Genomic DNA, 23,246 nt, shown 5'->3' on the forward strand with positions numbered 1-23,246 from the left:
CGGCGTTGAGCTGGCCGCGTCACTTTTTTCCCAAAGCTTCCTTGAGCAGGTCGGCCTGCATGCTCAGGTCCGCGAACATGCGCTTCAGCCGCCGGTTCTCATCCTCCAGCGCCGTTCGCGGTTCTCTAACCGGTGGCGTTCACCGCTCACTCTGGCTCATCATGGACGCATCCATACCGCCATACTTCGCCCGCCATTTGTAAAAGCTCGCGCTGCTGATCCCATGCTCTCGGCACAGCTCCGGCACCGCAACACCGCCTTCGGCCTGACGCAGCACAGCCATGATCTGCGGCTCGGTAAATCGGGTCTTTCTCATTCGAATCTCCTCAGCTCACGCTACGAGAAAATTCTACAAATAAACCCCTTTAACCATGGGGAGGATTACCCATGGCCATCTTGGACTATTTGGTTAGCGCGCTGATGTAACAGCGCGACCCAGGCTTCAGCGTCATCAGTCGATCGCCCTCTCCTCCTATGTGTGCCAGTATAGCTTCAGCACGTTTTTCAGTTACGGAAGAAGGCCCAACCAAGAAAGCGAGCGCTCTTCTGACAGTGTTCTATCAAAATTAGTTTCTTCATCCGGCGCTGGAGTGTTGGGTGGGGCGCACGAATTGCAGAAAAAATTGGTCCAGCTTCGGTTACTAACCGGGCTTAAACATCAAGTTTCTCAAAACATTTCCAAAGGAACTTGGCACGCCGTGCCTCCGGTATCAAAGACGATAAGTAGTTCTTATGTAGCAAAGCTCTGTTTGATATTGTCCTGCTATACCTAAATTATAATGTCGTTATCACGCTCAGGTGGATCGACCCGACCCGACGGAGGGTCAGCGGCGACTGCGGCACCAACCGCACCGTAACCGTCCGGTCTCACTGCTCTGCCGCAGATAGAGAGTGATCGATAGTGTCCGCTTAGGATAGCGGACACTCTGGGGTTATTGATGGCGGGTCGGACCAAGCGGCTTTGGACGGACGAGGAGAAGCGTTCGATCTGTTTTCAGACGACGGCAGCTGGTGTTTCGGTGGCGCAAGTCGCGCGGCGCTATGCAATGAACGCGAACATGGTGTTCAAGTGGCTCCGTGACCCACGGTATGCGCCAGACGCTGAGCAGACGGTCGATGCGGGCCTGGCGGACATCTCCTGTTTCTTACCAGTGGAGATCATCGATCAGCCACGGATCGATAACGTTGTTCCGGTCGCTGATCCTATGCCGACGTCGGCGGCAGGGACGATTGAGATCGATATTGCAGGTGGCCATCGGCTGCGCATCATCGGTGCCTACGATCCGGCGGCCTTGGCGTTGCTGATCCGGGGCCTGTCAGATGATCCCGGTTCCGGTCAATACGCGTGTCTGGCTGGCCGCTGGTGTCACTGATATGCGACGCGGGTTCACGACACTGGCGGCCCAAGCCGAGCAGACGCTGAAGCAGAACCCATTTGCGGGCCACATGTTCGTCTTCCGGGGGCGGCGTGGCGATCTGATCAAGATCATCTGGTGGGATGGTCAAGGCGCATGCCTGTTCTCAAAGCGTCTGGAAAGGGGCCGGTTCGTTTGGCCATCGGCGAAGGAGGGCAAGATCGCCCTGACGGCGGCGCAATTGGCGATGCTGCTGGAGGGAATCGACTGGCGTCTGCCGCAACGCAGCTGGAAACCGCTCAAAGCAGGGTAAATGGCCCCGCGCGGTTCATCCGGGATTCCCGCGATGGCCTTGTTTTGCTATGCTGAGGCATGCTGGATTTTGCCAAATCTTTGCCGGAAGATCCCGATGAACTGCGCCGCTTCACGGCCCTTCTGCTGGCCGAGGTGAAGTCGCAGGCAATGTTGATCGAGAAGCTGCACCACCAGCTGGCTGGTCACCGCAGCCACAGGTTCGGCCCCTCGTCCGAGACGATCGATCAGCTTCAGCTGGCCCTTGAAGCCAGTGAGATCGCCGTTGCGAAGATGACCGCAAAGTTGCGCCTTCCCGATGAAGACCCGAAGGACAAACCGAAGCGTCGGCCTATCCCGGACCATATTCCACGCCAGGAGATCGAGCTGACGACCGGCGATGACGACTGCGCCCATTGTGGCGGAACCCTGCGCCGCTTGGGCGAAGATATAACCGAAGAATTAGCAGGCCGCTGAATTAGTCTCCGATCAGGAACGGCGTTCCTTAGGGTCTTCGGAACTGACGGCTGATACCACGGTTCACGACCCCTCTAAGCGATGCGCGGTTTTCCCCTGCGGCCTCACGCGGCCAGCAAACGGGGCAGTCGGGCGAGGTTGTTGGCGGCCAGCGTCAGGATGAAGCGGGACCGCACGCGCTCGACGCCGCGATAGACGGTTTGCGCCATGCCGCCGATGGTTTTTATCCAACCGAAGGCCTCTTCAATCCGCTTTCGATGCTGGATGGAGAGGGCATAGCCCTTGTGCCGGGTCGTGCGGGTGTCGATTGCTGAATGGCGCAATTTCTGCGCGACATGCGGCGTCACACAGGCCTTGCGCAGGTCGGCTATGAACCCCGCGGCGTCGTAGCCCTTGTCCGCGCCCATCGTCAGCCGCCGGGTCGATCCGGGGGAGTGGCGATGGATCATGTCCAGCGCGGCGCGTCGTTCGGCATGACCGTCTGCCCGGGTCAGGTCGCCCTGCACAATCAGGCCCGAGCGGTTCTCCATCAGCGCATGCCCCATGAAGCACAGCACCGCCCCGGTGCCTGGAGATTTCTTATAGAGCCGGGCCTCATGATCAGTGGTCGAGACATGCGTGGCGTTCGAACGCTTCTCGCCCCGGAAATCGACTTCGGCATTGCGGTGCTGGTGGGTGGCGCGGGGCATCGGGTTTGGCTCGAGTTCGGGTTGAGGTTGGACGGGCTGGTCTGCGGCGATGTCGTGTCCGGGCGGATCATCCGGCCCCTCATCCTTTGACAGCGCACCCTCTGCCTTCGGCTGGAAGCTTTTCATGGAGGCCCAGGCCTTGACCAGCGTGCCGTCGACCGAGAAATGCTCGTCAGACAAAAGCGGCGCGACTTCGCGATGCGCCAGGATCGCCGCCATCACCTTGCGCGACATCTCGGTGGTCAACAGCCGGTCGCGGTTTTTGGTGAACACGGTAGGGACCCAGACCGGATCGTCGATGCCGAGGCCGACAAACCAGCGGAACATGAGGTTATACTGCATCTGTTCCATCAACTGCCGCTCCGACCGGATCGAGAACAGGATCTGGATCAGGCTGGCTCGGATCAGCCGTTCCGGCGCAATCGAGGGGCGGCCAAAGTCGACATAAAGCGCCTCGAACTCCGCATCGAGACTGGCCAGAGCATCATTCACCACCTGCCGGATTTTGCGCAGTGGGTGCTTGACGGGGATTCGATCCTCAAGATCAACATAGCTGAACAGCGATCCACTCTTCTCGTCCGTCCCGCGCATCATCACCCCCGCCCGATATCGTGCAGATGGTGAATCATGTTCCGTAAACCGCGTCGAGAGACGACTATTTCAGCGACCTGTTAGAGTATGTGCCGGGTCGGTTCATCGTGAACCGGATTGTGCGGCCGCGCTTCGCCTGTTCCGGCTGCGAGGCGTTCACACAGGCAGTTTTACGGTCGCGGCCCATCGAGAGTGGCCGTCCTGGACCCGGCCTTCTAGCGCATGTGCTGGTCAATAAAGACGCCGATCACCTGCCGCTTCTGTGATCGGGCGGGTTTGGTCAATCGTCTATCGAGCAGGTCCTTGCTTCTGTCCGTGGTCGGCATGCCGCCACAAGATGCGGACTATGGTGAGGCGGGCGGCTCCGAGCTTTATCTCGTGCTTTTCTGCGACATGGGCAGATACGAGCTCGTCCCGTCCTCCGTCCCTGCTCGGGACGCACCCACCCGGAGGCGGATCTCATTGCGCGCGGGGGGCCCGTTTCAGGGAGGTGCGCGTGTTGCTGTCTGGTTGTGTCGGTTTCTCATGCCGGGGCAAAATCCTGTGCCGAGGCTGGTTCACGCCTCGTCGCCCAGAAGGCGGTTCCGGATTTCCACATCGCGAGCAGCATCGTCGCCAGCTTGCGTGCCACGGCGACGATCGCCTTCTTCATGCACGTCCTCTTGGCGATGCGCAGTCCCCAGGCCTTCAATGGCGACATGAGGCGGACACGCCCCAAGAGCGTTGCGGCCGCCTCGAACAGCATGGTTCGCACGCGCGCATCGCCGCCCTTGGTGATCCGGCCGACGATGTCGGTCTTTCCCGACTGCCATCGGCGCGGTGTCAGCCCCAGCCACGATCCGACGTCGCGCGTTCGCCGGAAGCGGTCAGGATCGTCGACGGCGCTCCGGAAGCTCAGGGCAACCACCACACCGACGCCGGGCGCCGTCATCAGCAGACGCGTGACCGGGTCCGCCTTCGCCTGCGCGAGCAGGCGTGTCTCGACCGCTTCGAGTTCCACGAGCAGCAGGCGGCGGACGCGCAGCATCGCCTCGACGATTTGTTCGAGCATCTCCTGCCCCATCGCCAACTCGCGGGCCCGAGCCTCCCAAGTCCGTCGGGTTACTGCACCCATCTTCAGCCCGAAGTTGCGCAGGGCAGCTCGCAGAGAGTTCTCGGTCGCCGTGACCTTCTCGACGAGGAAGGCCCGCATGGTCAGGAGCGCCCGGGTCCCCTGCGCATCCAGGGATTTAACATGGACGCGCTTGAACCACCCGAGCCGGACGAGTTGCGCGATGCCGCGAGCATCATTGCGATCCGTCTTCACCCGCATCGCGGCGAAGGCGGCACGCACATGCCTCGCCTCCATCACCGAGACGCTGAACCCCTCTTTCGTCAGTCCCTCGAACAACCACTGTGACAGGCCACCGGTCTCGAGGCCGACGTGCTCAATTCGTCGACCCTTGTGACGTATCGATCGCGCAATCGCTGACGGCTCGCTCGGGCACCGACCTTCCTTCACGATACGACCGCATTCATCGACGACACAGAAATGCGTTTCATCCAGCGACACGTCGAGGCCTACGAAGAATTCCATGGCATGATCTCCCTGAACAGTGGCGACATAGCGGAAGTGTCTCAACAGCGGGTCTTGGCGCAAAGCCCGATCAGCGCAGCTTTACCGGCAAAGCCAGATCTTTGAGCGTGACGGTCTGGATCTGGACCGCTCGATCTTGGCGGACTGGGTGGGCAAGTCAACGGCGCTGCTGGAACCGCTGGCGGATGCGATCGGGCGACATGTTCTGGCCGGACAGGCGATCTTCGCGGACGACACTCCGGTGAACCTGCTGGCACCGGGAACCGGCAAGACAGCCACGGCGCGGCTGTGGGCTTACGGTCGAGACGAACGATCTTGGGGTGGCGATGCTCCGCCCGCCAGCTGGTATCGCTTCTCACCAGATTGGAAGGGGCAGCACCCGAAAGATCATCTGTCAGGATATCACGGCTGGATGCATGCCGACGGCTACGCCGGGTTCGAAGATCTTTACCGGACCAGCGGCATCCGCAAGGTCGCCTGCATGGTACACGTGCGGCGCAAGTTCGTCGACATCCACAGGGCCCAAGGCTCTGCCATCGCCGGCGAAGCCATCACGCGCATCGCGCAGCTTTACGCCATCGAGAAGGAAGCGTGGGGATCGCCGCCGGACAGCCGCGTCCAGATCTGACAGCTGAAGGCGAAGCCAATCTTTAACGACCTCGAAGCATGGCTGCACCTCCAGTTCCCATCCATCTCGAGCAAATCGCCGTTGGCCGTGGCCATCCGATACGCCCTGACCCGCATAAGACGGCTCCGCCCTATCTCGATCACGGCATTCTGGAACTGGACAACAACACGGCCGAAAGGGCGATGCGATCCGTCGCAATCGGCAGAAAAAACTATCTCTTCGTCGGATCGCTGACCGGCGGCCGCGCCGCCGCAATCGCCTACACCCTGATCGAAACCGCCAAACTGAACGGCGTTGATCCGCAGGCATGGCTGGCTGATACACTGGCCTGTATCCCCGACCACAAGATCACCCGCATCGATGATCTGCTGCCGTGGCATTGGCGGACCGAGAAATAGAAGGACACTGTCCCGGCATGACCATCACGCGTCTGAAGATCACTCTCGAAGGCATCGAGCCCGTCGTCTCGCGGATCCTTGAGGTTCCCACCGATATCCGCCTCGACCGGCTTCACCTCGTTATCCAGGCTGCCATGGGGTGGGAGAACGCTCATCTCTACGAGTTTATGGCAGGCACGGTCCGCTGGACCTTGCCCGATCCCGCCTTCGGCAACGACGCGCTGCCAGTCGCAAAGGCCAAACTTGCTGACCTCATCGACGCTGCCGGAGCAGCCCCGATCCGCTACGTCTACGATTTTGGAGATGACTGGGCCCATGCGATTGAGGTCAACACAATCGGTGATCCCGCACCCGGAAACCTCTATCCCCGACTGGTCGACATCACGGGACGATGCCCGCCCGAGGACGTCGGCGGCCTCCCGGGATACGAACACTTCCTCAAGGCAATCGGCGATAAAGCCCACCCCGAACACGAAGACCTAACAGAATGGGCGGGCGGGCCATTCGATCCGCATGTCCCCGACGCCGACGAACTCCGCTCCGAAGTCTTCAAGCTCGCAAAGAAATGGAAGCCAAAGAAAACTTAGGCAGCTTCACCGAACGGTTACACCGCACCTGCCTCTTTCGCTGAGATAGCGCCCGCCGGCACCAAAAGCATTCGTCTCAATGGGCCAGAGGCCGACGATGCACTAACAATCGACCCGGACCACTCGATGGAGGCAGTCCAGCAGTCCAACCGACGCCTCGCGTCGTAGGAAATAGACCGTCCATCATCCAAGCGGAAAACGTCGAGGCGCCATAACCTCTGGGATGTGGCGGATGTATGTGCATAAACTAATGCGTGTGCAATCTTGAGGTCGGTCATGAACCTGGGGCTCCTTTTCGCCTGTGGCCTGCTTGCAGTGACCACCGTCTCTCCGGCGGCTGCGGCGGACGGTTACTTTTTGCAGGCCGATATCGGCGGACAGACGCAAGGCGTCGTCGCTTCAGCAAGCCGAGGAGATCTGTCCTTTGGGTTGAATCTTTCGGATTATGAGGGGGGCCGCTTGGGCACGCTGAATGCAACTTACGCATTTGCATTGCCGGGGACAGCAACGCTCAGGGCAGGTCCGACAATAGGCTTCACACGCGACGATGGTGGCAATCGGGAAACCGAGTTTGGTATCCGCAGTTCATTCGACCGCTGGAGCGCGACGTCCTTTGGTTCGACCTATTTCTTAGGGGAAGCCAGTACGCCGCAGCGCTCGTGGTTTCTTCTGTCACAGGTGACCCTTGCACCATCAAACATCGGGATCGAGCTGTCGCGCGGCGGCAGCGAGAATTACCGTGAGACAACGCTCGCCGTGCAGCGACGCGTCGGCGCCGGTCCGGTGAGCCTACGTCTCGGCTATAAACTCAGTTCGGAAGAACTGTTCGCTGGTTTTTCAATCAATACGTTCTGAGGCACCATGACCGACCTGCCCCGCTTGACCCTCCGTACAGCCGCAATTTCTTTTGGGACAGCTTGCCTGTTGGTGATGCTGCTGGTTCCCTCGATTTTCGCGCTGCTTCGCGCTGACCGCTTTACTGACAGCACGTTGGATTATGCTGCACGATTTCGGACGGGCGCGGCAGCCGACGACCTTGCGCGTACATTGGAACGCGACTGGCGTGACCTGCAATCGCTAGCGGAGCGTGTCCCCGATCTTGAGCCCGACCAATTGGGCTATTTGCTCACCGGTGCTAGCGGGGACGGACGTCGCATCTCATGGCTGGGCTATGCCGATCTGGGCGGATCTGTGGTTGCGGCCACGAACGATCTGTTGGTGGGGGAGGATGTTAGCCAGCGTCCCTGGTTCCGCGGTGGACTGTCGGGCGGCTTCGCGGGCGATGTGCACGACGCTGTCCTGTTGGCGAACCTGGTTGGGGGTGATGGTGGAGAGCCGCTGCGCTTTATCGATCTGGCGCTGCCCGTGATAGATCAAAATGGCGATCCGGCGGGCGTGCTGGGCTTGCATATCAATGCCAACTGGCTGACTGGTGAGCTGCGGGAATCAGCACGCATCTATGGCCTTGATTTTTATCTGTTAAACCCTGCCGGGGAGATCTCAGCCAGTTCTGTTCAGGATGCTCCCTCCGCAGGAGAACTGCAGATTCTTCGTGCGGCACAAACCGGGATCGACACGGGAGGCCGCGAGCGTTGGCCGGACGGGCGTGATTATTTCTCATCCCTTTTTCCGCAGGTGACCTATGGAGATCTCCCTAACTTCGGCTGGCGCATGATTGGCCGTCTTGAGGCGACACAGCTGACCTTCGGGGTCGACTTGGTCCGGAATGGTGCGCATTGGGTACTGCTGGGGATGATCGCAACCATTGGTCTGCTGACACTGATCTTTGTCCGGGCAGTCGCGGCTCCGATCGGACAACTGTCTGCTTCGGCTGAACGCATTTCGGATGGCTCTCAGGAATACCCCCCGAATTCAAGCATCACGCGGGAGGCCGCACAGCTATCGCAGGCGCTGACACGGCTGCAACAGGATCGCATCAGCGAGGACCGCTGAAAGACAGGCGCTGCCCCAGTCCGGCGACCAGTCCGCCCAATTGAGAACGTGCCGTGCCTGGCGCCGCGCCCTCCGCGTAAAAGCGGACGAGCAATTCCTCGCGCTGCTTGATGGTGGGTAGCAGCCGCACGCGCAGTCCATCGACGGTTGGTGCGATGACCTGGACGCGAACGTCGCCGATGTCGCGGATGCGAAGATGTCCCGCTTGTCCCTCGGCTTGGACCCGCCCCCTTAGGCGCGCCTCATCAAGCGTCAGCGAGCTGATCCAGTAACGGCGTATGTCGCCATCCATCGTCAGAAGACCCCGGTCAGGTAAGTCAGCAATGTGGCGTTCGCGCCGGGGCAGCTCGACACAAGCCAGAATGGTGATAGACAGCACAACAAGATTATAGATGGTCCAGAACAGCACTACCCACTTGCCGTCTCCCGCATCCTGATACGAGAAGCGATCAAAAAATATCCCCAGAAGCAATGCCATCGTGGTGAGGATCAGCAGGATCAGGAAGGGCATCATCAGCTGCCATTGGATGGTGATCCCTGTGCGGTCGCCTCCTTTGGCGGTAACCGAGAAAGGGTGCCCCTTGGGTTTAAAGAGCCCAGTAAAGGCGGCGCGGGTGATTGGAACAGCGCCAATGAGCTGGCCCACATCGTGCAGGATCGGAACGACCATGCCCGGCATGAGCACGCGCTGGACCATTTGTCCCCAGAGGTAGAAGACCCCAAAAAAGGTCAGCACTTCGCCCAGTTGGGCATCCACAACGATGGTGCCAAAAAACCAGTACAGCAGTGGGAAAACGATCACTGCTATACGGAATGGAAAGCTGGTCGTCCAGAACAGGACCGAGTCAACCACGCTCCACCGGTCTCTAAGGCGCAGGTTGTTCTTTCCGAAAGGACCAAGGCGCGATCGGGCGATCTGCATCAGGCCCAGGCACCAACGCGCGCGTTGCGTCACATATTCCTTCAGCCCTTCGGGCGCGAGCCCCTCGGTCAATGGTTCGGACAGGTAGACGGTCTTCCAGCCTTTGTTTTGCAAAGACAACGTCAGCATAAAATCTTCCGTCACGCTTTCTGTAGGAAGTCCGCCGATCTCGCGTAACGCCGTCCAGCGACAGACCGATGACGTGCCACAACAGAATGCTATGCCCCAGCCATCCCGCGACGGTTGCATATGATCGAAGAAAAAGCGTTGCTCGTCAGGATATGAATGCGTGATCCCGAGATTATGCTGGATAGGATCAGCATTGAAGAAATGCTGTGGCGTCTGGACCAGCCCGACGTCGGGATTATGAAACAGCGCCAGGCATCGAGAGATGAAGCCGCGATGGGGGACAAAATCTGCGTCCAGAACGGCGACAAAGTCGGGTGGAACAGGATCTTCCGCCAGTCTTTCAAGGCAGTGGTTGATGTTTCCCGCCTTTGACCCTTTGTTGTCGGGACGGCGCATGTAGCGCACCCCTTGCTCGGCGCAGTAATCACGCAGCCAATCGCGGCGACTGTCATCAAGTATCAGTATTTCTTTGTTGAGATGCCGCAGGGCCTTGGCCCCGACGATCGTGCGCTCAAGGATGTCCAGTTCTTCATTATAGGTTGCGATGAGGATCGCGACGCGCGGTTCCTTCTCGCCATACCAGCGCTCATGGGCATCTGCTTCCTCAGAGCGCAAGCGGATCCGGGACATGATGAGGTATGAACTGACTGTTCCCATCATTGCCAGAAGCTCAAAAGCGAAAAGCGCATAGCTGGCAAACATATCAAAGGTGAAACCTGCAGGTGCCAGGGTCTCTGTCCCACGCCATGAGATGTAGCGTATGGCCAAAAGAAAGGTGACAGCCAGCAGGACTGCGCGATGCAGGGTATTCCTGATATCGACCCAGTAGGGCAACGTTAGGCCGATCCCGAAGACCAGCAGCAAATGGGCGGTACTGGAGCCGATATCCGACAGGAGAGGGAAGTTCAGCATCAAGGCAGCAGGCGGCGCAGCCCGTCCAGCGGCCGGCTCTCGAAAAAGACGCGGCCAGTGCGGCCAATCATGCAGCCCTCTATCCCCTGCTGCGCCAGCTGAGGCACGATCAAGGCAACATCATAGCGTTCAAGATGCCTTTGGCTGGGCGCGACGGCCAGATTGCTATAAACCGTCGCTGCGCCACTCCCTGCCAGTCGCGCCACAGTCGCGTCATAGACGCTCGACGACCCACCAAGCCGGAAACGCGCAGCATCACCCACACCGAGACTGTTGTAGACCCTCTCGGTCACTGAAGCTGTCACCATTGTCGAGCGGCAATCCACCAATCGCAGAAGCGGATCGCCGCGCTGGACGTTGACGCCGTCGGCCTGAAGGACCTCCCAGAAAAGGCCGGTGACGGGAGATGGCATCTCCCCCCCGGTCGCAAAATTGACGCGTATCCTCTCGCGGTCCACACGCTCGCGCACCGCAGCGACACGCTCCTCCGCCTCGGTCAGTCGGGTCTGGAGGGCAGCGATCTCGCCTGACAACTCGACAGCGCGCTGTTCCGCATTGGGCGCATCGTTGTAGCCGTCGCCTAGAAAAACGTTTTGCTCCGCGGCCCTCAGCGCGATCTGCAGCACCTCGACCCGCTCACGAGCGTGGTTGAGCACCAAGGCATCCCGCCTTGGCTCGCCCGGCAGGCGCCCGGAACCCTCTTCCACGATGTCCAAAAGCAACTGTTGCGTCTGGTCGGTCGGTGCGCCCTCAGCCTCCAGGAGCGCCAGTCGGGCCTCGGCATGCGACAGTTGGGTACGCAACTCCTCCAACCGATGCTCGCGGAATATCTGCGTGCGTTCCCGCAGCCCGTCGCGCATTGCCTCGTTCTCGACCAGCAGCGCCGCAAGCTGGAGGCGCGTCGCCTCCTCCAGACGCGATTCCATCAAAAGATCGTCCAGCCGAACCCTGTCCACGATCGGATCGACGAGACTGGCTATAACCTCTCCTTGGGACACTCTTGTACCGATTTGCCGGGCTGGAACCGTAAGATTGCCTGCGACGGTTGCCCGGACGGTGACGAGAGGCGCGTTCACCACAGCATTGGCACTGGCACCGGACATCTGCTCACCCACAATGATCCAAAGGGCGAAAATAATAGCAATCAGGCCCAAAATCAGGCGTCTATATTTCATTCGCAGGCAACTCCGACGCTTTTGGCAGTGATAATCAACCTAAAGATGATCTTCGCAATGGGAAGTAGCTTCTAGTTCGACGTTCTGGGTCAACCGTGGCCGCAGCCTCCCTCCCGCAGCGCCGTTTCAGCCAGAAGCTTGAGCGTATCGGGATAATAACTCGACCTGCTCGAGCGTCCGCCCGGCAGTGGCTGGCAGCGGGCGGAACTGACCAGAGAGAGAAAGCCGGGATGATTGCTCTCCGACACCGGATGACCGCGCGGATCGCGTTGCACGACGACGTGGCCGGGCGTCAGCGCGTCCTCCAGAAGCTGCAGACCCATAGAGTGAGCCGGGTTCGCTCGTCGGTCTGACCACCCGAGATATAACGGAATACGAATTGCGTCATAGCCCCAGCCTGCGCGGTGCTCGATGGGTTCCACAAATCCCCACTCGGTGACATCGACCCAGTTCCATAGCCTGTCGGCTGCAGCAAGCTCAGTCAGGAGCGTTTCGCCATGATCGGCGGCGCGGATAAGGCGAGGCTCTCCAGCAGCCTCACCCAACTCACGCAGGGCACGGGGCATAATGTAAGATGGGTTCACAAGAACCCGAGCGGCTTCGCGTCTTGCCTCGGCACCGGGAAGAAGCAAAGGCTCGGCCGGAGCGCGAGGATCGGGTGCAAGGCAGAGGACTGCGATATCACGCGCAATGGCCAACGCGGTGTCGATATAGCCGGACCATCCTGAATCACGTCCAGCCCGAAGCAGCGCCCAAGCCCGAAACAGGTCTCCGTCAGTCGCGTTATTCCAGTCTATCAGGCCGTCCTCGGAACGGCGGCTCCATGCCATCAATCGATCCTGCCGCAAAGATAGGTTAGCTGCGGTCCAGGCCTCGATCTGCTCAAAGGCGACTTGATCGCCTGCGGCCTGTGCCAACAATAGACCCCAACCCTGACCCTCGGAGTGGCTGATACCATTCTGCTGCCAGTCGATCACGCGCCCTTGCCGCAGATAAGTTTCGGCCCAGACTCGAAAGTCAGGCACCGTCGCTCGAGCTGGAACGGCGCTAACGACCGACCCGCCAATCACAAGCCTGCAGAAGGTTCGTCGCCGCATTCCATATGATCAAATACATGAGCCTTTGGCGTCAAGACCGCAGGCAGGTAAAACGCGTGACATCCCAGACCCCGATCGTGATCCGGGCTACTCATGGCACGCACACATTGTGAAAGTAGATGCTTGATTTTCTCACAGAAAAGCAATTTTGGAACTGTTCAGATATCAGCATTAATGACCCATCGACTTTATGGATCTACAGCTGCTCTTGGCGTCAGATGCTGATTAATGATCTCAAAAAGCGACTGCATCCTAACAGGTTTAGGAATGAAACCACCGAAGCCAGCGTCCTTGCACTCGATTTGTCTGACTGACGTATTATCAGAAGTAACCGCGATAATTGCGGGCGCTTGAGACCCCAGAAGCCTTTTAATCTCTAGTGCTGCTTCCACACCGGACATCCCTGGCATGTTGATGTCCATTAGCACCGCTGCAGGATCATTAGTTCGGATCCATTCTATGGCGTCAGGACCATTGGTGGCTTCGCTTACCGTGTAACCGCGGCTTTCCAGCATCTTTGCGAGGATAAACCGATTGGTTGGATTGTCGTCGACAATCAGGATCATTGATTGGTCCAATCCGCCACTCCCGTTACGCTGCATTTTCCAAAATATCAGACGCGGTGACACGAGTTTCGAGCAGGACATCGAAAACGAAAGTTGCCCCCTTCCCTGGCATGCTATCGACAGTCAAAACCCCGCCCATCGCCTTCGCGAGCCGTTGCGAAATCGCCAGTCCCAGCCCAACTCCACAGTCGCCGCGCGTAGCAGAGCCGTCCACCTGGACAAAGCTTTCGAAAATGCGCTCGATGTGTTCGGCTGCGATACCGGGTCCTGTATCACTAACAGTAAGGCGCAGCCGGTTTCCATTGAAGCCCTGCGAAACCTCCAAGTGTACCGAAACTCTCCCTTGGTCGGTAAACTTGATCGCGTTATTTAGGAGGTTGACGGCAATCTGTCGGATGGCAAGGTGATCGCCCAGCAGCGTCGTGTGGATCGGCCCTTTGTGAACAACGCTAAGCTCCAGTTCTTTAGAGACCGCCAAGGGCATCACAAGTGCGACCACTTCGCGGATTGTTTCCCCCGGTATGAAGGGTCCAGTCGAGATCTGTCTATTTCCTGAATCGATCTGACCAAAAGCCAACAAGTGATCAATCAGCTCGAGCTGGCTCTCGGCTGAGTTCAGCCCGAGTGCGACAAGCTCGCGTTGCTCTGCGCTAAGCTTATCGATTTGCAAAAGCTCCAAGATACCGACGATCCCGTTCATCGGCGTCCGTAACTCGTGGCTGAGGGTGGCGATGAATTCAGATTTGGTACGATCAGCCACTTCTGCCGCTATAAGGGCACGCTCCAGCCGCATGGCTAGTCTGCTGACGGCAAGCGCCCCTAGACCAATCGCGACTGTCACGAGTATGAGCGCAAGCATGAGAGGCATCCCAACGGCACGCAGTGCCTCCATACCGGGCCGGGGTGCGGACCAAACAAGATAACGCAGCGTACCGGCGGATCCGTTGATGGCAATCGCTTCACGACTTCCAATTTCTTCCGCATTTGTGACGAATCCCAAGCCGTCAAGAAGGAATATTTTGCCCCATTGGGCGGCCGTCTGATCATCGACTCGCACTGCGGAAACCAACAGCGCTTTTGGCTCGGTCTCGTCTAATATGCGGTCATGCGGAACAATCCAGTCGACTGCGATCGTCCACAAGGTGTCATCGATGTCGACAAAGGCACTAATCGCGTTGTCGCCAGGGTTGTGTGCATTGCGCGCTATCAAGTCGAAGCCCGCAGCCCGGAATGCGGCGAAGTCGGTACTATCCAGGTGACTGCTTGCATTATCAGCCCACCCGAGCGTCTCTGGGAGCGGCGCGCCTGCCAAGACCAGAACGTGCATCGTGTCGGCGACCACCCCGGACCCCAAATTGATATCTAACCATTCGATATCATTCGCGGCCACCGCATTGAACGCTTCAGTCCAATACGCATAGTCACGTCCGATTATCTCGTTCCTTCTTACAACGCCATTAAGTCCGCTATCGATCATGAGATGAGAGCTTTCTCGGGCGTCGTCGTCGAACTCATGCGATAGCCATAGAACCGTGATAAACACTGTTGCGCTCACGAGCAACACGACACCGACCGCTAACTTGCGCAGTACCTGTGAGAGATTTTGCGGGGATTGGGTCAAAATTCGCATCTTCAGCTCCCCATTCGACGAGGTTCATGATTTAAACACTAAATCGTCTTGAGGCATTAGATAAACAGCTAAAAATCCAGGTAGTTCCTCTTTCGCGATACTGAAAACAAAGCTTGATCACCGACTCGGATGCCGTCCAATCTGCCCACCTCGCTGCGGCTTGTGCTTATGGCCCTTTACGGAGTCGACAAGTTTATATCAGAAGATCTCACTAAAAATTATCTGGTAATTTCATTGCACCCCCCTCGGGAGATCAGTCGAGAGAACTTATCTCTTTTCGTGCAGATATCAGATAGTATGAAACCGATACGGTTTTAACCATTTCTTCATTCGGCGGCATGCGATCTAGGCGTATCATAAAGGGGTAAAGCGTGCAGAGGGCCTATGTCACATGTTCTAATCGTGGTCGATCTCCAGCAGGATTTTTGCCCTGGCGGTGCTTTGGCAGTTCCCGGCGGTGACGAGATTGTCAGTTCTATTAATGGTATGATGCATCTTTATGAATCCGTCGTTCTCACGCAGGACTGGCACCCGCTCGATCATTCCAGCTTCGCCGAAAACCATCTTGGAGCGGAGCCCTATCAGGTAGTACCCATGCCTTATGGAAGCCAGATCCTATGGCCTTGCCATTGTATTGCTGGAACTCAGGGCGCAGAGTTTCATCCAGATCTAGACCAATCTCGTGCCGATTTGATTCTTCGAAAAGGATTTCGTCGTGAAATCGATAGCTATTCGGCTTTTTTTGAGAACGATCACCGAACACCAACTGGCCTCGCCAGCTACTTGCGGGAGCGCGGCTTGACGCACCTCAGTTTCGCAGGACTCGCTGAAGACTTTTGCGTAACTTGGAGCGCAATCGATGCTACCCGACTTGGCTTCAAAGTCCGTGTGATATCAGATGCCTGCCGCGCCATTGATGTAAACGGCAGTTTGGCAGCCGCACGAGATGGGATGCGCCGTGCAGGGGTTGATTTGGCATAGGCAACATCTGCTAATGCGAGCGACTATGTCTGTTAGCCGACCTCAGGCCGCCATGTCTTGCCAACTTTGAGGATAAACCGGCGCCCATTTCGACCGGATACTTAGGGATTGCCGTGGATTTGTCTGTGCCTGCTGATCGGTCTCAATGATGTTGAGGTAGCCCACGGCAGGCGGCCGCCCGTCGTGGGCGCTCTGGGGTTTCCAATGATCATAGAAGGCAGTCCATTGGTCCATGGCAGCCTTGGCCTAGGACCCCGTCTCCCAAGCGTGCACATAGACGCATTCATACTTGAGGCATCGTCAGAGGCGTTCGATGGTCGACGTGACGAACACCATCGGTCCGGATGAATTTTGAGGATTGTCGATGCAGCGGCCTTCGTGGGCGACGCGCCCATGCTGCACTGGCTGCTTGCCCAAATCTCTCCCGATCAGGAGATCGCCAGCGTCACCGCCGACGGAAATTACGACACGCGTAAGTGCCTCCACGACATCACCGATCGAGGGGCTGCGGCGCGCTCTGGAGAAGATGGAGCAGCTACCGCTGCCGAAGACGTAACGAAGCGACACTTCATTGCGTGAAGCTACTCCGTCAACGCCTCGTGGCGCGCGACACCGGCCGCCCGATTGCGGAACTCCAGATCCGTGTCGCCGTGCTGAATCGATACACCGCGCTCGGCATCCCTGTCACGAGAAGTGAGCATTTGGTGCGCCTCGCCTTGAAAACGCCAGAGCTAATAGCTTATCGAGTTTCAGAGTGAAGCGCCCTGACAAGCAAAAATCATAAGACTGCCTGAAAGTAGTTATTGTTTCCGAGCCAGCACTCGGTCCTAGTTCAAGGATGCCCACCCTTTCATTTTCATAAGATGACGTGATTTACGGAATTTCACACGTGACAGAGGCCGGAACGTACATGACACCTCAGACTGGCGCTGACCTGTCAGAAACCCTTCGTAGGCTGAACCTCCTAAATGCCGTGTGCGAGAACGCAAGCGGCGCTCTCTTTGTCCTCAATGAGGAGCAACATTGCATCTACATGAATACTGCGGGTTTCGAATTGACCGGGTTTAGCCTTGATGAACTGCAAGGTCGCCCACTTCACGATATCATTCACCATACCCACCCTGACGGTCGACATTATCCAATCGAGGACTGTCCGATCGACAGGGCCTTCCCGCAATCCCGGCGTGAGCGGGGTCAGGATGTTTTCGTCCATAAAGACGGGCATTTCTACAACGTGGAATATACGGCCAGCCCGGTAGAAGAAGGTGAAACCATCGTTGGCACCGTTCTCGAGGTTCGCGACATCACGGCGGAGATCCAAGCGCGTATCGCGTTGGAAGATGAAACCCGCACGCTAGAGATTCTCAATCGCACAGGCGCCATGCTGGCAGGGACGCTGGATCTCGACGAGATTGTTCAGGCAGTGACCGATGCCGCAACTGAGCTTTCCGGAGCGCAGTTTGGAGCGTTTTTCTACAACGTCGTTCATGAAGGCCACGCTCTCCAGCTTTACACTCTGGCAGGCGCGCCCAAGGAGGCATTTTCAGCTTTTCCACAGCCACAGCACACCGCCATCTTCGGCCCTACGTTCACCGGGGGAACCGTAATCAGGGTCGCCGACGTCACTGCGGATCCCCGATATGGCCAAAGCGCGCCGTTTCATGGCATGCCGCCCGGGCACCTTCCTGTCAGAAGCTATCTGTCGGTCCCTGTCATCTCCCGAACAGGGAGCATACACGGGGCGCTGATATTTGGTCACGGAATGCCCGGTATCTTTGGCCCTAGAGTTGAGCGCCTGGTCGTGGCGATTGCAGCGCAGGCAGCCATCGCCATCGATAACGCAAACCTGCTCGATGCGGCACAGAAAGAGATCGAAGAGCGCCAGCGTTCAGAGGATCATCAGAAATTGCTTGCGCAGGAGCTTAACCACCGCGTCAAGAACATGCTCGCGACCGTGCAGTCCATCGCGACACAGACCTTTCGCGCCAGTGGCGAACAGGCGCTTTTGCGCATGTTCCAGGGTCGCCTTTTGGCCCTCTCGCACAGCCACAGTCTGATCATGCAGGAGAATTGGACGACCGTAGATCTCAAAGCGATCGCCGCTACTGCACTGACCCCTTTTCTAGGGGAGGTTGTGAACAATGATCGCCTTCTTCTGGATGGTGAGCCTGTTCAGTTGTCGCCTAAATTAGCGTTGGCTTTGGGAATGGGATTTCACGAGCTTGCAACAAATGCAGCCAAATACGGTGCCTTGTCTTGCGAGACGGGCGTGATCGAGGTTCGATGGCGCGATATCGGTGAAGGTATTTTGTGCCTGACCTGGGTTGAGAAACATGGCCCTCCCGTCTGCGCTCCACAAAGCAGAGGGTTCGGAAGCCGTCTTTTGGAGCGAGGCCTTGCTCATGAACTTCACGGGACGGTCCGGCTACTCTACGATGCAGCGGGTCTCGTTTGCGAGATCCGCATGCCTAATCCAGAGGACGTCACACAATGACCTCTTGTCTTGAAGGACTGCGCGCACTCGTGGTTGAGGACGAGATGCTTGTCTGTATGGATATCGAGCAGATGCTGGAGGAGTTCGGGTGCACCGTGGTAGGGCCTGCCGCGAAGGTGTCGCAGGCCTTGGCCCTGGTTGACGCGGAGCATATCGATTTCGCGTTGCTGGACGTCAATCTTGGTAAGGAAAGAAGTTTTCCTATAGCCGACAGGTTGGCATCAATGAATATTCCGGTTCTCCTGTCGACAGGATACGCTCATCTCGAACTGCCCTATGATAGACTCCCTAAAATTCAAAAGCCGTTTTCGGAGCAGCAATTGCGTGATTGCCTGGAAGAACTGATGGCCTCATCTGCAGGTAGCGAGAGTTACTTTTGAATATTGCGCAAAGACAGTCACGCGCTGTGATTTCATGATCCCGACGATAGAGCACGATCCAGTGCCTCGATCACAGGGGCCGTCAAGCCCTGCGGTGGGGGCGGGACAACGTCGGCCCAACCCCGGGCCAGAGCCTGTCTGGTCGAGAAGGCCGAGGCCTTTCGGATGCGCGGCAGCTCGTCCCAACTGATTGGACAGGCTACCGGGGCACCGGGGCGGGCGCGAACCGAGAAGGGGGCGATGGCCGTGGCGCCGCGTTCGTTGCGCAGCCAATCGATGAAGATGCGGCCCTTGCGTTTCGCCTTGGACATCTCGGCTGTGAAGCGTTCAGGCTGGGATCCGGCGACCCACATCGCGACGCCTTTGCTGAACAGCTTCACCGTGTCCCAACCCGCGGTGCGGCGCAAAGGCACGATGATGTGGATGCCCTTTCCCCCCGACAGCATCGCCCACGAGGCCAATCCCAGATCGGCCAGCCGGTCGCGCAGGTCCAGCGCGGCCCGGCGGGTCGCGGCAAAGCTTAAGCCCTCGTCAGGGTCCAGATCAAAGACCACTCGGTCGGGTCGATCCAACCGGTCACGGCGCGCACCCCAAATGTGAAACTCCACGGTGCCCATCTGAACCGCACCGATGATCCCCGCCGCATCGGTGACATAGGCATAGGGGGTAGCGGCGCCTTCGGCATCCTCGATGTCCTGAACTTTCAGCGCGTCGGGAAAGCCCTTGCCGGGGTGCTTTTGAAAGAACCGTTCTCCCGTCATGCCTTCGGGCAGGCGCAGCAGGGACAAGGGTCGGTTTGCAAGATGGGGCAGCATCAGCGGGGCTGCGGCCAGGTAGTATTCCGCCAACCCTTCCTTGGTCAGGCGGGGCTTGTCGAAGATCACCCGATTGCCGCTGCTGATCGAAATGCCTGCAAAGTTCGGACGATCCTGCTCGGCGGATGGCGGTGGGGCTTGCCGTGGGCGGGGGGTGACGGATCGCAGGTCCAGAAAAACCGCATGGCGCAACCGGCCTTGCGCGGTCGTCTCGGCATAGTCGACCTTGGCCACCAGTTCGGGTTCGATCCATGTGACGCCCGCCACCTCGCGGCGGGGGGCATCCACGGGCGGCGTCTTGCGCGCCAAGGGGGCCATGCGACGGGCCAAATCGGCCATGGTCTCATCATCGAAGCCGGTTCCGACCTTGCCCACGTAAACCAGGCCGTCATCGCGCTGTTTCGCCAAGGCCAGAGAGGCGAACGGCCGCCCGCGGCTGGTGCTTTTCTGCCAGCCCACGATCCGGAATTCTCCCTGCCGGCGGCATTTGATCTTCAGCCAGTCGCGGCTGCGCCCACCGCGATAGGGGGCATCGGTTCGTTTGGCGATCACCCCCTCGCCGCCTGCGCCGCAGATCATCGCGAGGGCCTCGTCCGCCGCGCCGTGGATGATCGGCGACAGGGTCAGGGCGCCCATCGGCGGCAGAGGTCGAAACAGGCGCTCCAGGGCCTTGCGGCGCGCGGCCAGCGGCAAGGCGGTCAGATCCTGCCCATCCCGATGCAGCAGGTCGAACGCCACATACCGGAACGGCCCGCCCGCCTTGATCGCCTCCTGCAGGGTGCCAAAGCCCTGCAACCCGGCGCCGGCGACGACTTCGCCATCCAGCAATGCCGATTTGCAGGGCACCCCGCGCAAGGCGGGCAGCAGGTCCGCGAAACGGTCGGTCCAGTCATGACCGGCGCGGGTGAAGATGCGCGGCGCGCCTGCGCCAAGCGCCACTTGCGCCCGATATCCGTCCAGCTTCAACTCGTGCCAATGGGTCGCGGCATCGGCCAGATCCTCGGTCAGCGTCGCCAGTTGCACGGGCTGATGGCGCGGCCGGGTCCCGGGATGGTCCTTCAAGGCGGCAGGCTTGTCCGCCTTGATCGCCGCAAAGCTGCGCCTTGATGAGACGCTGGTCTTGTAAAGGGCGACCGGATCGCGTTGGTGGGCGGCCTCATCGTCGATCTTGACCAGCAGCCAGTTCTCGCGCTTGGCCTCGGACGCCTTGCCCTTCATGCGGATCAGGTTCCAGTCACCGGTCATGCGCTGGCCGTGCAGGCGGAACTTCAAATGGCCCTTGGCCAGACCCCGGGCGGCAGGGTCCAGCGGCTGCCACCAGCCCAGATCCCACAGCATCACCGTGCCCGCGCCGTAATGGCCCTTGGGGATCTGGCCCTCGAAGGTCAGGTAGGACAGCGGATGATCCTCGGTCCGCACCGCCAGCCGCTTTTCCGCGGGATCAAGGGACGGCCCGCGCGTCACCGCCCAGGACAGCAGCACGCCGTCCCATTCCAGCCGCAAGTCCCAGTGCAACCGCGTCGCATCATGGTTCTGCATCGAATAGCGCAACCCGAGGCGCGACGGCGTGCCATCCGCCGACGGCTCGGGTGTGGCCCCGAAATCGCGCTTGTCCAGATAGGCGCCCAGACCCGCCATCAGGCAGACTTCGGCTTGGCCCGCGGCTTGCGGGCGGGCTTCTTGGCCGGCGCCTTGGCCTTGCCGCCATCCTTCTTCAGGCTGTCCTTCAGCGCGGACATCAGATCGACAACGTTGGTGCCCGAGGGGCGGCCGCCATCGTCGTCCCCCGCCTTGGCGCGCGGGGTCTTGCGGTTCTTGCGCTTGGCCTCAATCAGGTCGCGCAGCGCCTTGTCGTAATGATCCTTGAAGGCCTCAGCGTTGAACGGCGACGATTTGCGCTGGATCAGCTGGGTCGCGACCTCCAGCAGGTCCTTGTCGCTGGCGGCGTCCTCGATCGATGCGAACAACGGCTCGGCCTCGCGGATCTCATCCTCATAGCGCAGGGTCTCCAGCAGCAGGCCGTCGCCGCAAGGGCGGATCGCGCACAGATATTCCCGTCCTCGCATCGTCAGCTGCCCAAGCGCGGTCTTCTTCTCAGCCCGCAAGGCGTCGCGGACGACACGATAGGCATCCTCGGCCAGATCATCGGTCGGAACGACATAGTAGGGCTTGTTGTAATACAGCGGCGGGATCTCGGACTGATCGACGAACTGGACCAGCTCCAACGTCTTCTTGGTGTCCAACTTGATCGCGTCGATCTCTTCGGGGTCCAGCAGCAGGTAATCGCCGTCCCCGGTATCATAACCTTTCAGGATGTCGTCGGCCTTGATCGGCCCCATACCGGCTACGGTCTTTTCATATTTGACCGGCTGCCCAGAAGGCCCGTGGATCTGCCGGAACGACACCCGCGCCCCCGACTTGGTGGCCGCATGAAGCTCGACGGGAATGGCAACAAGGGACAGGCGCAGCTGACCCTTCCAGACCGCACGTGATGCCATAGGTCATCTCCAGGTTTTTCAACGAACGCCGGAATGGTCCACTAAGTTCAGCGCATCGCTCCTGGTAGATTGCAGCCCCTATTCTGCTGACGAAGCCCCAGGTCGTAAATGCTTCGATCCCCATGCCTTAGGGCATAGGTTCCGGGAGAGTCAGGATAAATGCCTTGAGTTGTGCCCGGCTGACTGGCTTGGCCAAAAAGACAATTTCCGTCAATCCTTCGCCCGCCGACAGCTTTTCTTGCGAGTAGCCGGACATGAGGGCGATGCGAATACTGGGGTGCGTCTTAGAAATGTCGCAGGCGAGGTCCACCCCGGATTCGCCGGGCATTACGACGTCGCTTATCAGCAGGTCCAGTCCGCTCTCGCGATTGATAATTTCTCGGGCCTCTTTGCCGTTGGCGGCGATGAGCGTATCGCACCCCAAAGAGGCCAGCATTCGTGCAACCACCCGTGCAACTGCCGGCGTATCATCGACAACAAGGGCCTTTTTTCGTTTCTCCGGGATGGCTGGAGTCGCTGGAACGTCGCCTTCGACTTCCCGAGTGTCGACCGGTGAAACGGGGAAGAACATGGCAATAGTCGTGCCTTTTCCGACTCTGCTGGACAACGTCACAAAGCCACCAATTTGCTCCAGGTAACCCCGGACACGCGACAGTCCCAAACCCGACCCTTGGCCAGGTGAGCGTGTCGTGAAGAAGGGCTGGAACACCTGCTCGTGCAAGTGTTCCGGGACACCGGAACCTGTATCCGCCACAGACAGACACACCCAGGCCTGAGGGGGCCCGCCACTGGGATGCTCACGCTCGATAACGCTCAACATGATGCGAATGGTGCCTGAACCCTCAATGGCGTCACGCGCATTCAGCGCCAGGTTCAGAAGGCAGCTTTCTGCCATGGCTGCATCAATTAGAACCGGCGGGATGCCTTCATCGACCCCAATTTCGATCTTAATTCGCGAGGGAATGGCACGTCGGACAAACGGGGCCCAGGCTTGCACGAAACGCCCGAGATCCGCCGTTTGCGGTGTCAGCTTTGACTTACCTGCAAAGGCAAGAAGGCTATCGTTCAGAGACTTGCCGCGCATGACCGCGTCGCGGGCTTC

At 59.1% G+C, this 23,246-nt stretch carries 19 protein-coding genes and 4 pseudogenes; 12 read left to right on the forward strand and 11 right to left on the reverse strand.

Annotated features, from left to right (window positions below; translation table 11 throughout):
- Positions 1–316, reverse strand: a pseudogene (locus FA740_RS17780) (transposase); the annotation flags it as partial.
- Positions 317–938: 622 nt separating this feature from the next.
- Here FA740_RS17780 and tnpA point away from each other — a divergent pair.
- Genes tnpA through FA740_RS17795 form a run of 3 tightly spaced genes read left to right on the forward strand, consistent with a single transcriptional unit; the run spans position 939 to position 2,123 of the window.
- The gene (gene tnpA / locus FA740_RS17785) at positions 939–1,373 is read left to right on the forward strand and encodes an IS66-like element accessory protein TnpA (RefSeq protein WP_136858172.1); all 435 of its coding nucleotides are present in this window, start codon (positions 939–941) and stop codon (positions 1,371–1,373) included.
- Positions 1,321–1,668: an IS66 family insertion sequence element accessory protein TnpB gene (tnpB, locus tag FA740_RS17790; RefSeq protein ID WP_136858173.1), complete on the forward strand. Its 348-nt coding sequence runs from the start codon at positions 1,321–1,323 to the stop codon at positions 1,666–1,668. Before tnpA ends, tnpB begins: the two co-directional genes overlap by 53 nt.
- Before the next feature lie 59 nt (positions 1,669–1,727).
- A complete protein-coding gene (locus FA740_RS17795; protein WP_136858174.1) occupies positions 1,728–2,123 on the forward strand; it encodes an IS66 family transposase in 396 nt (131 codons plus the stop codon).
- Between the two features lie 104 nt (positions 2,124–2,227).
- On the opposite strand, the gene FA740_RS17800 is transcribed toward FA740_RS17795, so the two are convergent.
- Positions 2,228–3,403, reverse strand: a complete 1,176-nt coding sequence (locus FA740_RS17800) for an IS5 family transposase (protein WP_136858192.1) — start codon at positions 3,401–3,403, stop codon at positions 2,228–2,230.
- Between the two features lie 80 nt (positions 3,404–3,483).
- Between FA740_RS17800 and FA740_RS17805 the strand changes: the two are divergent.
- A pseudogene (locus tag FA740_RS17805) lies at positions 3,484–3,663 on the forward strand (IS66 family transposase zinc-finger binding domain-containing protein); the annotation flags it as partial.
- A 263-nt stretch (positions 3,664–3,926) separates the two neighbouring features.
- Here FA740_RS17805 and FA740_RS17810 read toward each other — a convergent pair.
- Positions 3,927–4,979 carry an IS110 family RNA-guided transposase gene (locus FA740_RS17810; RefSeq protein WP_136858175.1) on the reverse strand — a complete coding sequence of 351 codons (1,053 nt, stop codon included), beginning with the start codon at positions 4,977–4,979 and terminating at the stop codon, positions 3,927–3,929.
- 79 nt (positions 4,980–5,058) lie between these two features.
- Here FA740_RS17810 and tnpC point away from each other — a divergent pair.
- The 4 genes and pseudogenes from tnpC to FA740_RS17835 all read left to right on the forward strand — a co-directional run.
- A pseudogene (tnpC, locus tag FA740_RS20530) lies at positions 5,059–6,005 on the forward strand (IS66 family transposase); the annotation flags it as partial.
- A 17-nt stretch (positions 6,006–6,022) separates the two neighbouring features.
- Positions 6,023–6,592: a plasmid pRiA4b ORF-3 family protein gene (locus FA740_RS17825; protein ID WP_136858178.1), complete on the forward strand. Its 570-nt coding sequence runs from the start codon at positions 6,023–6,025 to the stop codon at positions 6,590–6,592.
- A gap of 276 nt (positions 6,593–6,868) precedes the next feature.
- Positions 6,869–7,447, forward strand: a complete 579-nt coding sequence (locus FA740_RS17830; protein ID WP_136858179.1) for a hypothetical protein — start codon at positions 6,869–6,871, stop codon at positions 7,445–7,447.
- A 6-nt stretch (positions 7,448–7,453) separates the two neighbouring features.
- Positions 7,454–8,545, forward strand: coding sequence for a cache domain-containing protein (locus FA740_RS17835; RefSeq protein WP_136858180.1), 1,092 nt, complete (start codon positions 7,454–7,456; stop codon positions 8,543–8,545).
- Here the strand turns inward: FA740_RS17835 and FA740_RS17840 are convergent.
- The 5 genes from FA740_RS17840 to FA740_RS17860 all read right to left on the reverse strand — a co-directional run bounded on the left by FA740_RS17840 (position 8,529) and on the right by FA740_RS17860 (position 14,976).
- The gene (locus tag FA740_RS17840; RefSeq protein ID WP_136858193.1) at positions 8,529–10,508 is read right to left on the reverse strand and encodes a glycosyltransferase; all 1,980 of its coding nucleotides are present in this window, start codon (positions 10,506–10,508) and stop codon (positions 8,529–8,531) included. The two genes, FA740_RS17835 and FA740_RS17840, sit on opposite strands and share 17 nt — an antisense overlap.
- Positions 10,508–11,683: an HlyD family secretion protein gene (locus FA740_RS17845; protein ID WP_136858181.1), complete on the reverse strand. Its 1,176-nt coding sequence runs from the start codon at positions 11,681–11,683 to the stop codon at positions 10,508–10,510. Before FA740_RS17845 ends, FA740_RS17840 begins: the two co-directional genes overlap by 1 nt.
- Before the next feature lie 89 nt (positions 11,684–11,772).
- Positions 11,773–12,780 carry a family 8 glycosyl hydrolase gene (locus tag FA740_RS17850; protein WP_136858182.1) on the reverse strand — a complete coding sequence of 336 codons (1,008 nt, stop codon included), beginning with the start codon at positions 12,778–12,780 and terminating at the stop codon, positions 11,773–11,775.
- A 188-nt stretch (positions 12,781–12,968) separates the two neighbouring features.
- Positions 12,969–13,346, reverse strand: a complete 378-nt coding sequence (locus FA740_RS17855; RefSeq protein WP_169306363.1) for a response regulator — start codon at positions 13,344–13,346, stop codon at positions 12,969–12,971.
- A 25-nt stretch (positions 13,347–13,371) separates the two neighbouring features.
- Positions 13,372–14,976: a sensor histidine kinase gene (locus FA740_RS17860; protein ID WP_136858184.1), complete on the reverse strand. Its 1,605-nt coding sequence runs from the start codon at positions 14,974–14,976 to the stop codon at positions 13,372–13,374.
- A 384-nt stretch (positions 14,977–15,360) separates the two neighbouring features.
- Between FA740_RS17860 and pncA the strand changes: the two genes are divergently transcribed.
- The 4 genes and pseudogenes from pncA to FA740_RS17880 all read left to right on the forward strand — a co-directional run bounded on the left by pncA (position 15,361) and on the right by FA740_RS17880 (position 18,831).
- Positions 15,361–15,957: a bifunctional nicotinamidase/pyrazinamidase gene (gene pncA, locus FA740_RS17865; protein WP_136858185.1), complete on the forward strand. Its 597-nt coding sequence runs from the start codon at positions 15,361–15,363 to the stop codon at positions 15,955–15,957.
- A gap of 378 nt (positions 15,958–16,335) precedes the next feature.
- Positions 16,336–16,715 (forward strand): annotated as a pseudogene (locus FA740_RS20215) (hypothetical protein); the annotation flags it as partial.
- Between the two features lie 152 nt (positions 16,716–16,867).
- Positions 16,868–18,451: a PAS domain-containing sensor histidine kinase gene (locus FA740_RS17875; RefSeq protein ID WP_277355212.1), complete on the forward strand. Its 1,584-nt coding sequence runs from the start codon at positions 16,868–16,870 to the stop codon at positions 18,449–18,451.
- A gap of 29 nt (positions 18,452–18,480) precedes the next feature.
- A complete protein-coding gene (locus FA740_RS17880) occupies positions 18,481–18,831 on the forward strand; it encodes a response regulator (protein ID WP_211243746.1) in 351 nt (116 codons plus the stop codon).
- A 32-nt stretch (positions 18,832–18,863) separates the two neighbouring features.
- Here the strand turns inward: FA740_RS17880 and ligD are convergent, their stop codons facing one another.
- From ligD to FA740_RS17895, 3 genes are all read right to left on the reverse strand, one after another.
- Positions 18,864–21,284: a DNA ligase D gene (gene ligD, locus FA740_RS17885; protein WP_136858189.1), complete on the reverse strand. Its 2,421-nt coding sequence runs from the start codon at positions 21,282–21,284 to the stop codon at positions 18,864–18,866.
- Positions 21,284–22,144, reverse strand: coding sequence for a non-homologous end joining protein Ku (ku, locus tag FA740_RS17890; RefSeq protein WP_136858190.1), 861 nt, complete (start codon positions 22,142–22,144; stop codon positions 21,284–21,286). Before ku ends, ligD begins: the two co-directional genes overlap by 1 nt.
- A 127-nt stretch (positions 22,145–22,271) precedes the next feature.
- The coding region (locus FA740_RS17895; protein ID WP_136858191.1) for an ATP-binding protein at positions 22,272–23,246 on the reverse strand (975 nt) is incomplete at its 5' end.

The organism is Paracoccus hibiscisoli (assembly GCF_005048265.1).
GTDB lineage: Bacteria > Pseudomonadota > Alphaproteobacteria > Rhodobacterales > Rhodobacteraceae > Paracoccus > Paracoccus hibiscisoli.

Coding starts and splice junctions, on each gene's coding strand:
- tnpA (WP_136858172.1), top strand. CDS start 939: ATGGCGGGTCGGACCAAGCGGCTTTGGACGGACGAGGAGAAGCGTTCG.
- tnpB (WP_136858173.1), top strand. CDS start 1,321: ATGATCCCGGTTCCGGTCAATACGCGTGTCTGGCTGGCCGCTGGTGTC.
- FA740_RS17795 (WP_136858174.1), top strand. CDS start 1,728: ATGCTGGATTTTGCCAAATCTTTGCCGGAAGATCCCGATGAACTGCGC.
- FA740_RS17800 (WP_136858192.1), bottom strand. CDS start 3,403: ATGCGCGGGACGGACGAGAAGAGTGGATCGCTGTTCAGCTATGTTGAT.
- FA740_RS17810 (WP_136858175.1), bottom strand. CDS start 4,979: ATGGAATTCTTCGTAGGCCTCGACGTGTCGCTGGATGAAACGCATTTC.
- FA740_RS17825 (WP_136858178.1), top strand. CDS start 6,023: ATGACCATCACGCGTCTGAAGATCACTCTCGAAGGCATCGAGCCCGTC.
- FA740_RS17830 (WP_136858179.1), top strand. CDS start 6,869: ATGAACCTGGGGCTCCTTTTCGCCTGTGGCCTGCTTGCAGTGACCACC.
- FA740_RS17835 (WP_136858180.1), top strand. CDS start 7,454: ATGACCGACCTGCCCCGCTTGACCCTCCGTACAGCCGCAATTTCTTTT.
- FA740_RS17840 (WP_136858193.1), bottom strand. CDS start 10,508: ATGCTGAACTTCCCTCTCCTGTCGGATATCGGCTCCAGTACCGCCCAT.
- FA740_RS17845 (WP_136858181.1), bottom strand. CDS start 11,683: ATGAAATATAGACGCCTGATTTTGGGCCTGATTGCTATTATTTTCGCC.
- FA740_RS17850 (WP_136858182.1), bottom strand. CDS start 12,780: ATGCGGCGACGAACCTTCTGCAGGCTTGTGATTGGCGGGTCGGTCGTT.
- FA740_RS17855 (WP_169306363.1), bottom strand. CDS start 13,346: ATGATCCTGATTGTCGACGACAATCCAACCAATCGGTTTATCCTCGCA.
- FA740_RS17860 (WP_136858184.1), bottom strand. CDS start 14,976: ATGCGAATTTTGACCCAATCCCCGCAAAATCTCTCACAGGTACTGCGC.
- pncA (WP_136858185.1), top strand. CDS start 15,361: ATGTCACATGTTCTAATCGTGGTCGATCTCCAGCAGGATTTTTGCCCT.
- FA740_RS17875 (WP_277355212.1), top strand. CDS start 16,868: ATGACACCTCAGACTGGCGCTGACCTGTCAGAAACCCTTCGTAGGCTG.
- ligD (WP_136858189.1), bottom strand. CDS start 21,284: ATGGCGGGTCTGGGCGCCTATCTGGACAAGCGCGATTTCGGGGCCACA.
- ku (WP_136858190.1), bottom strand. CDS start 22,144: ATGGCATCACGTGCGGTCTGGAAGGGTCAGCTGCGCCTGTCCCTTGTT.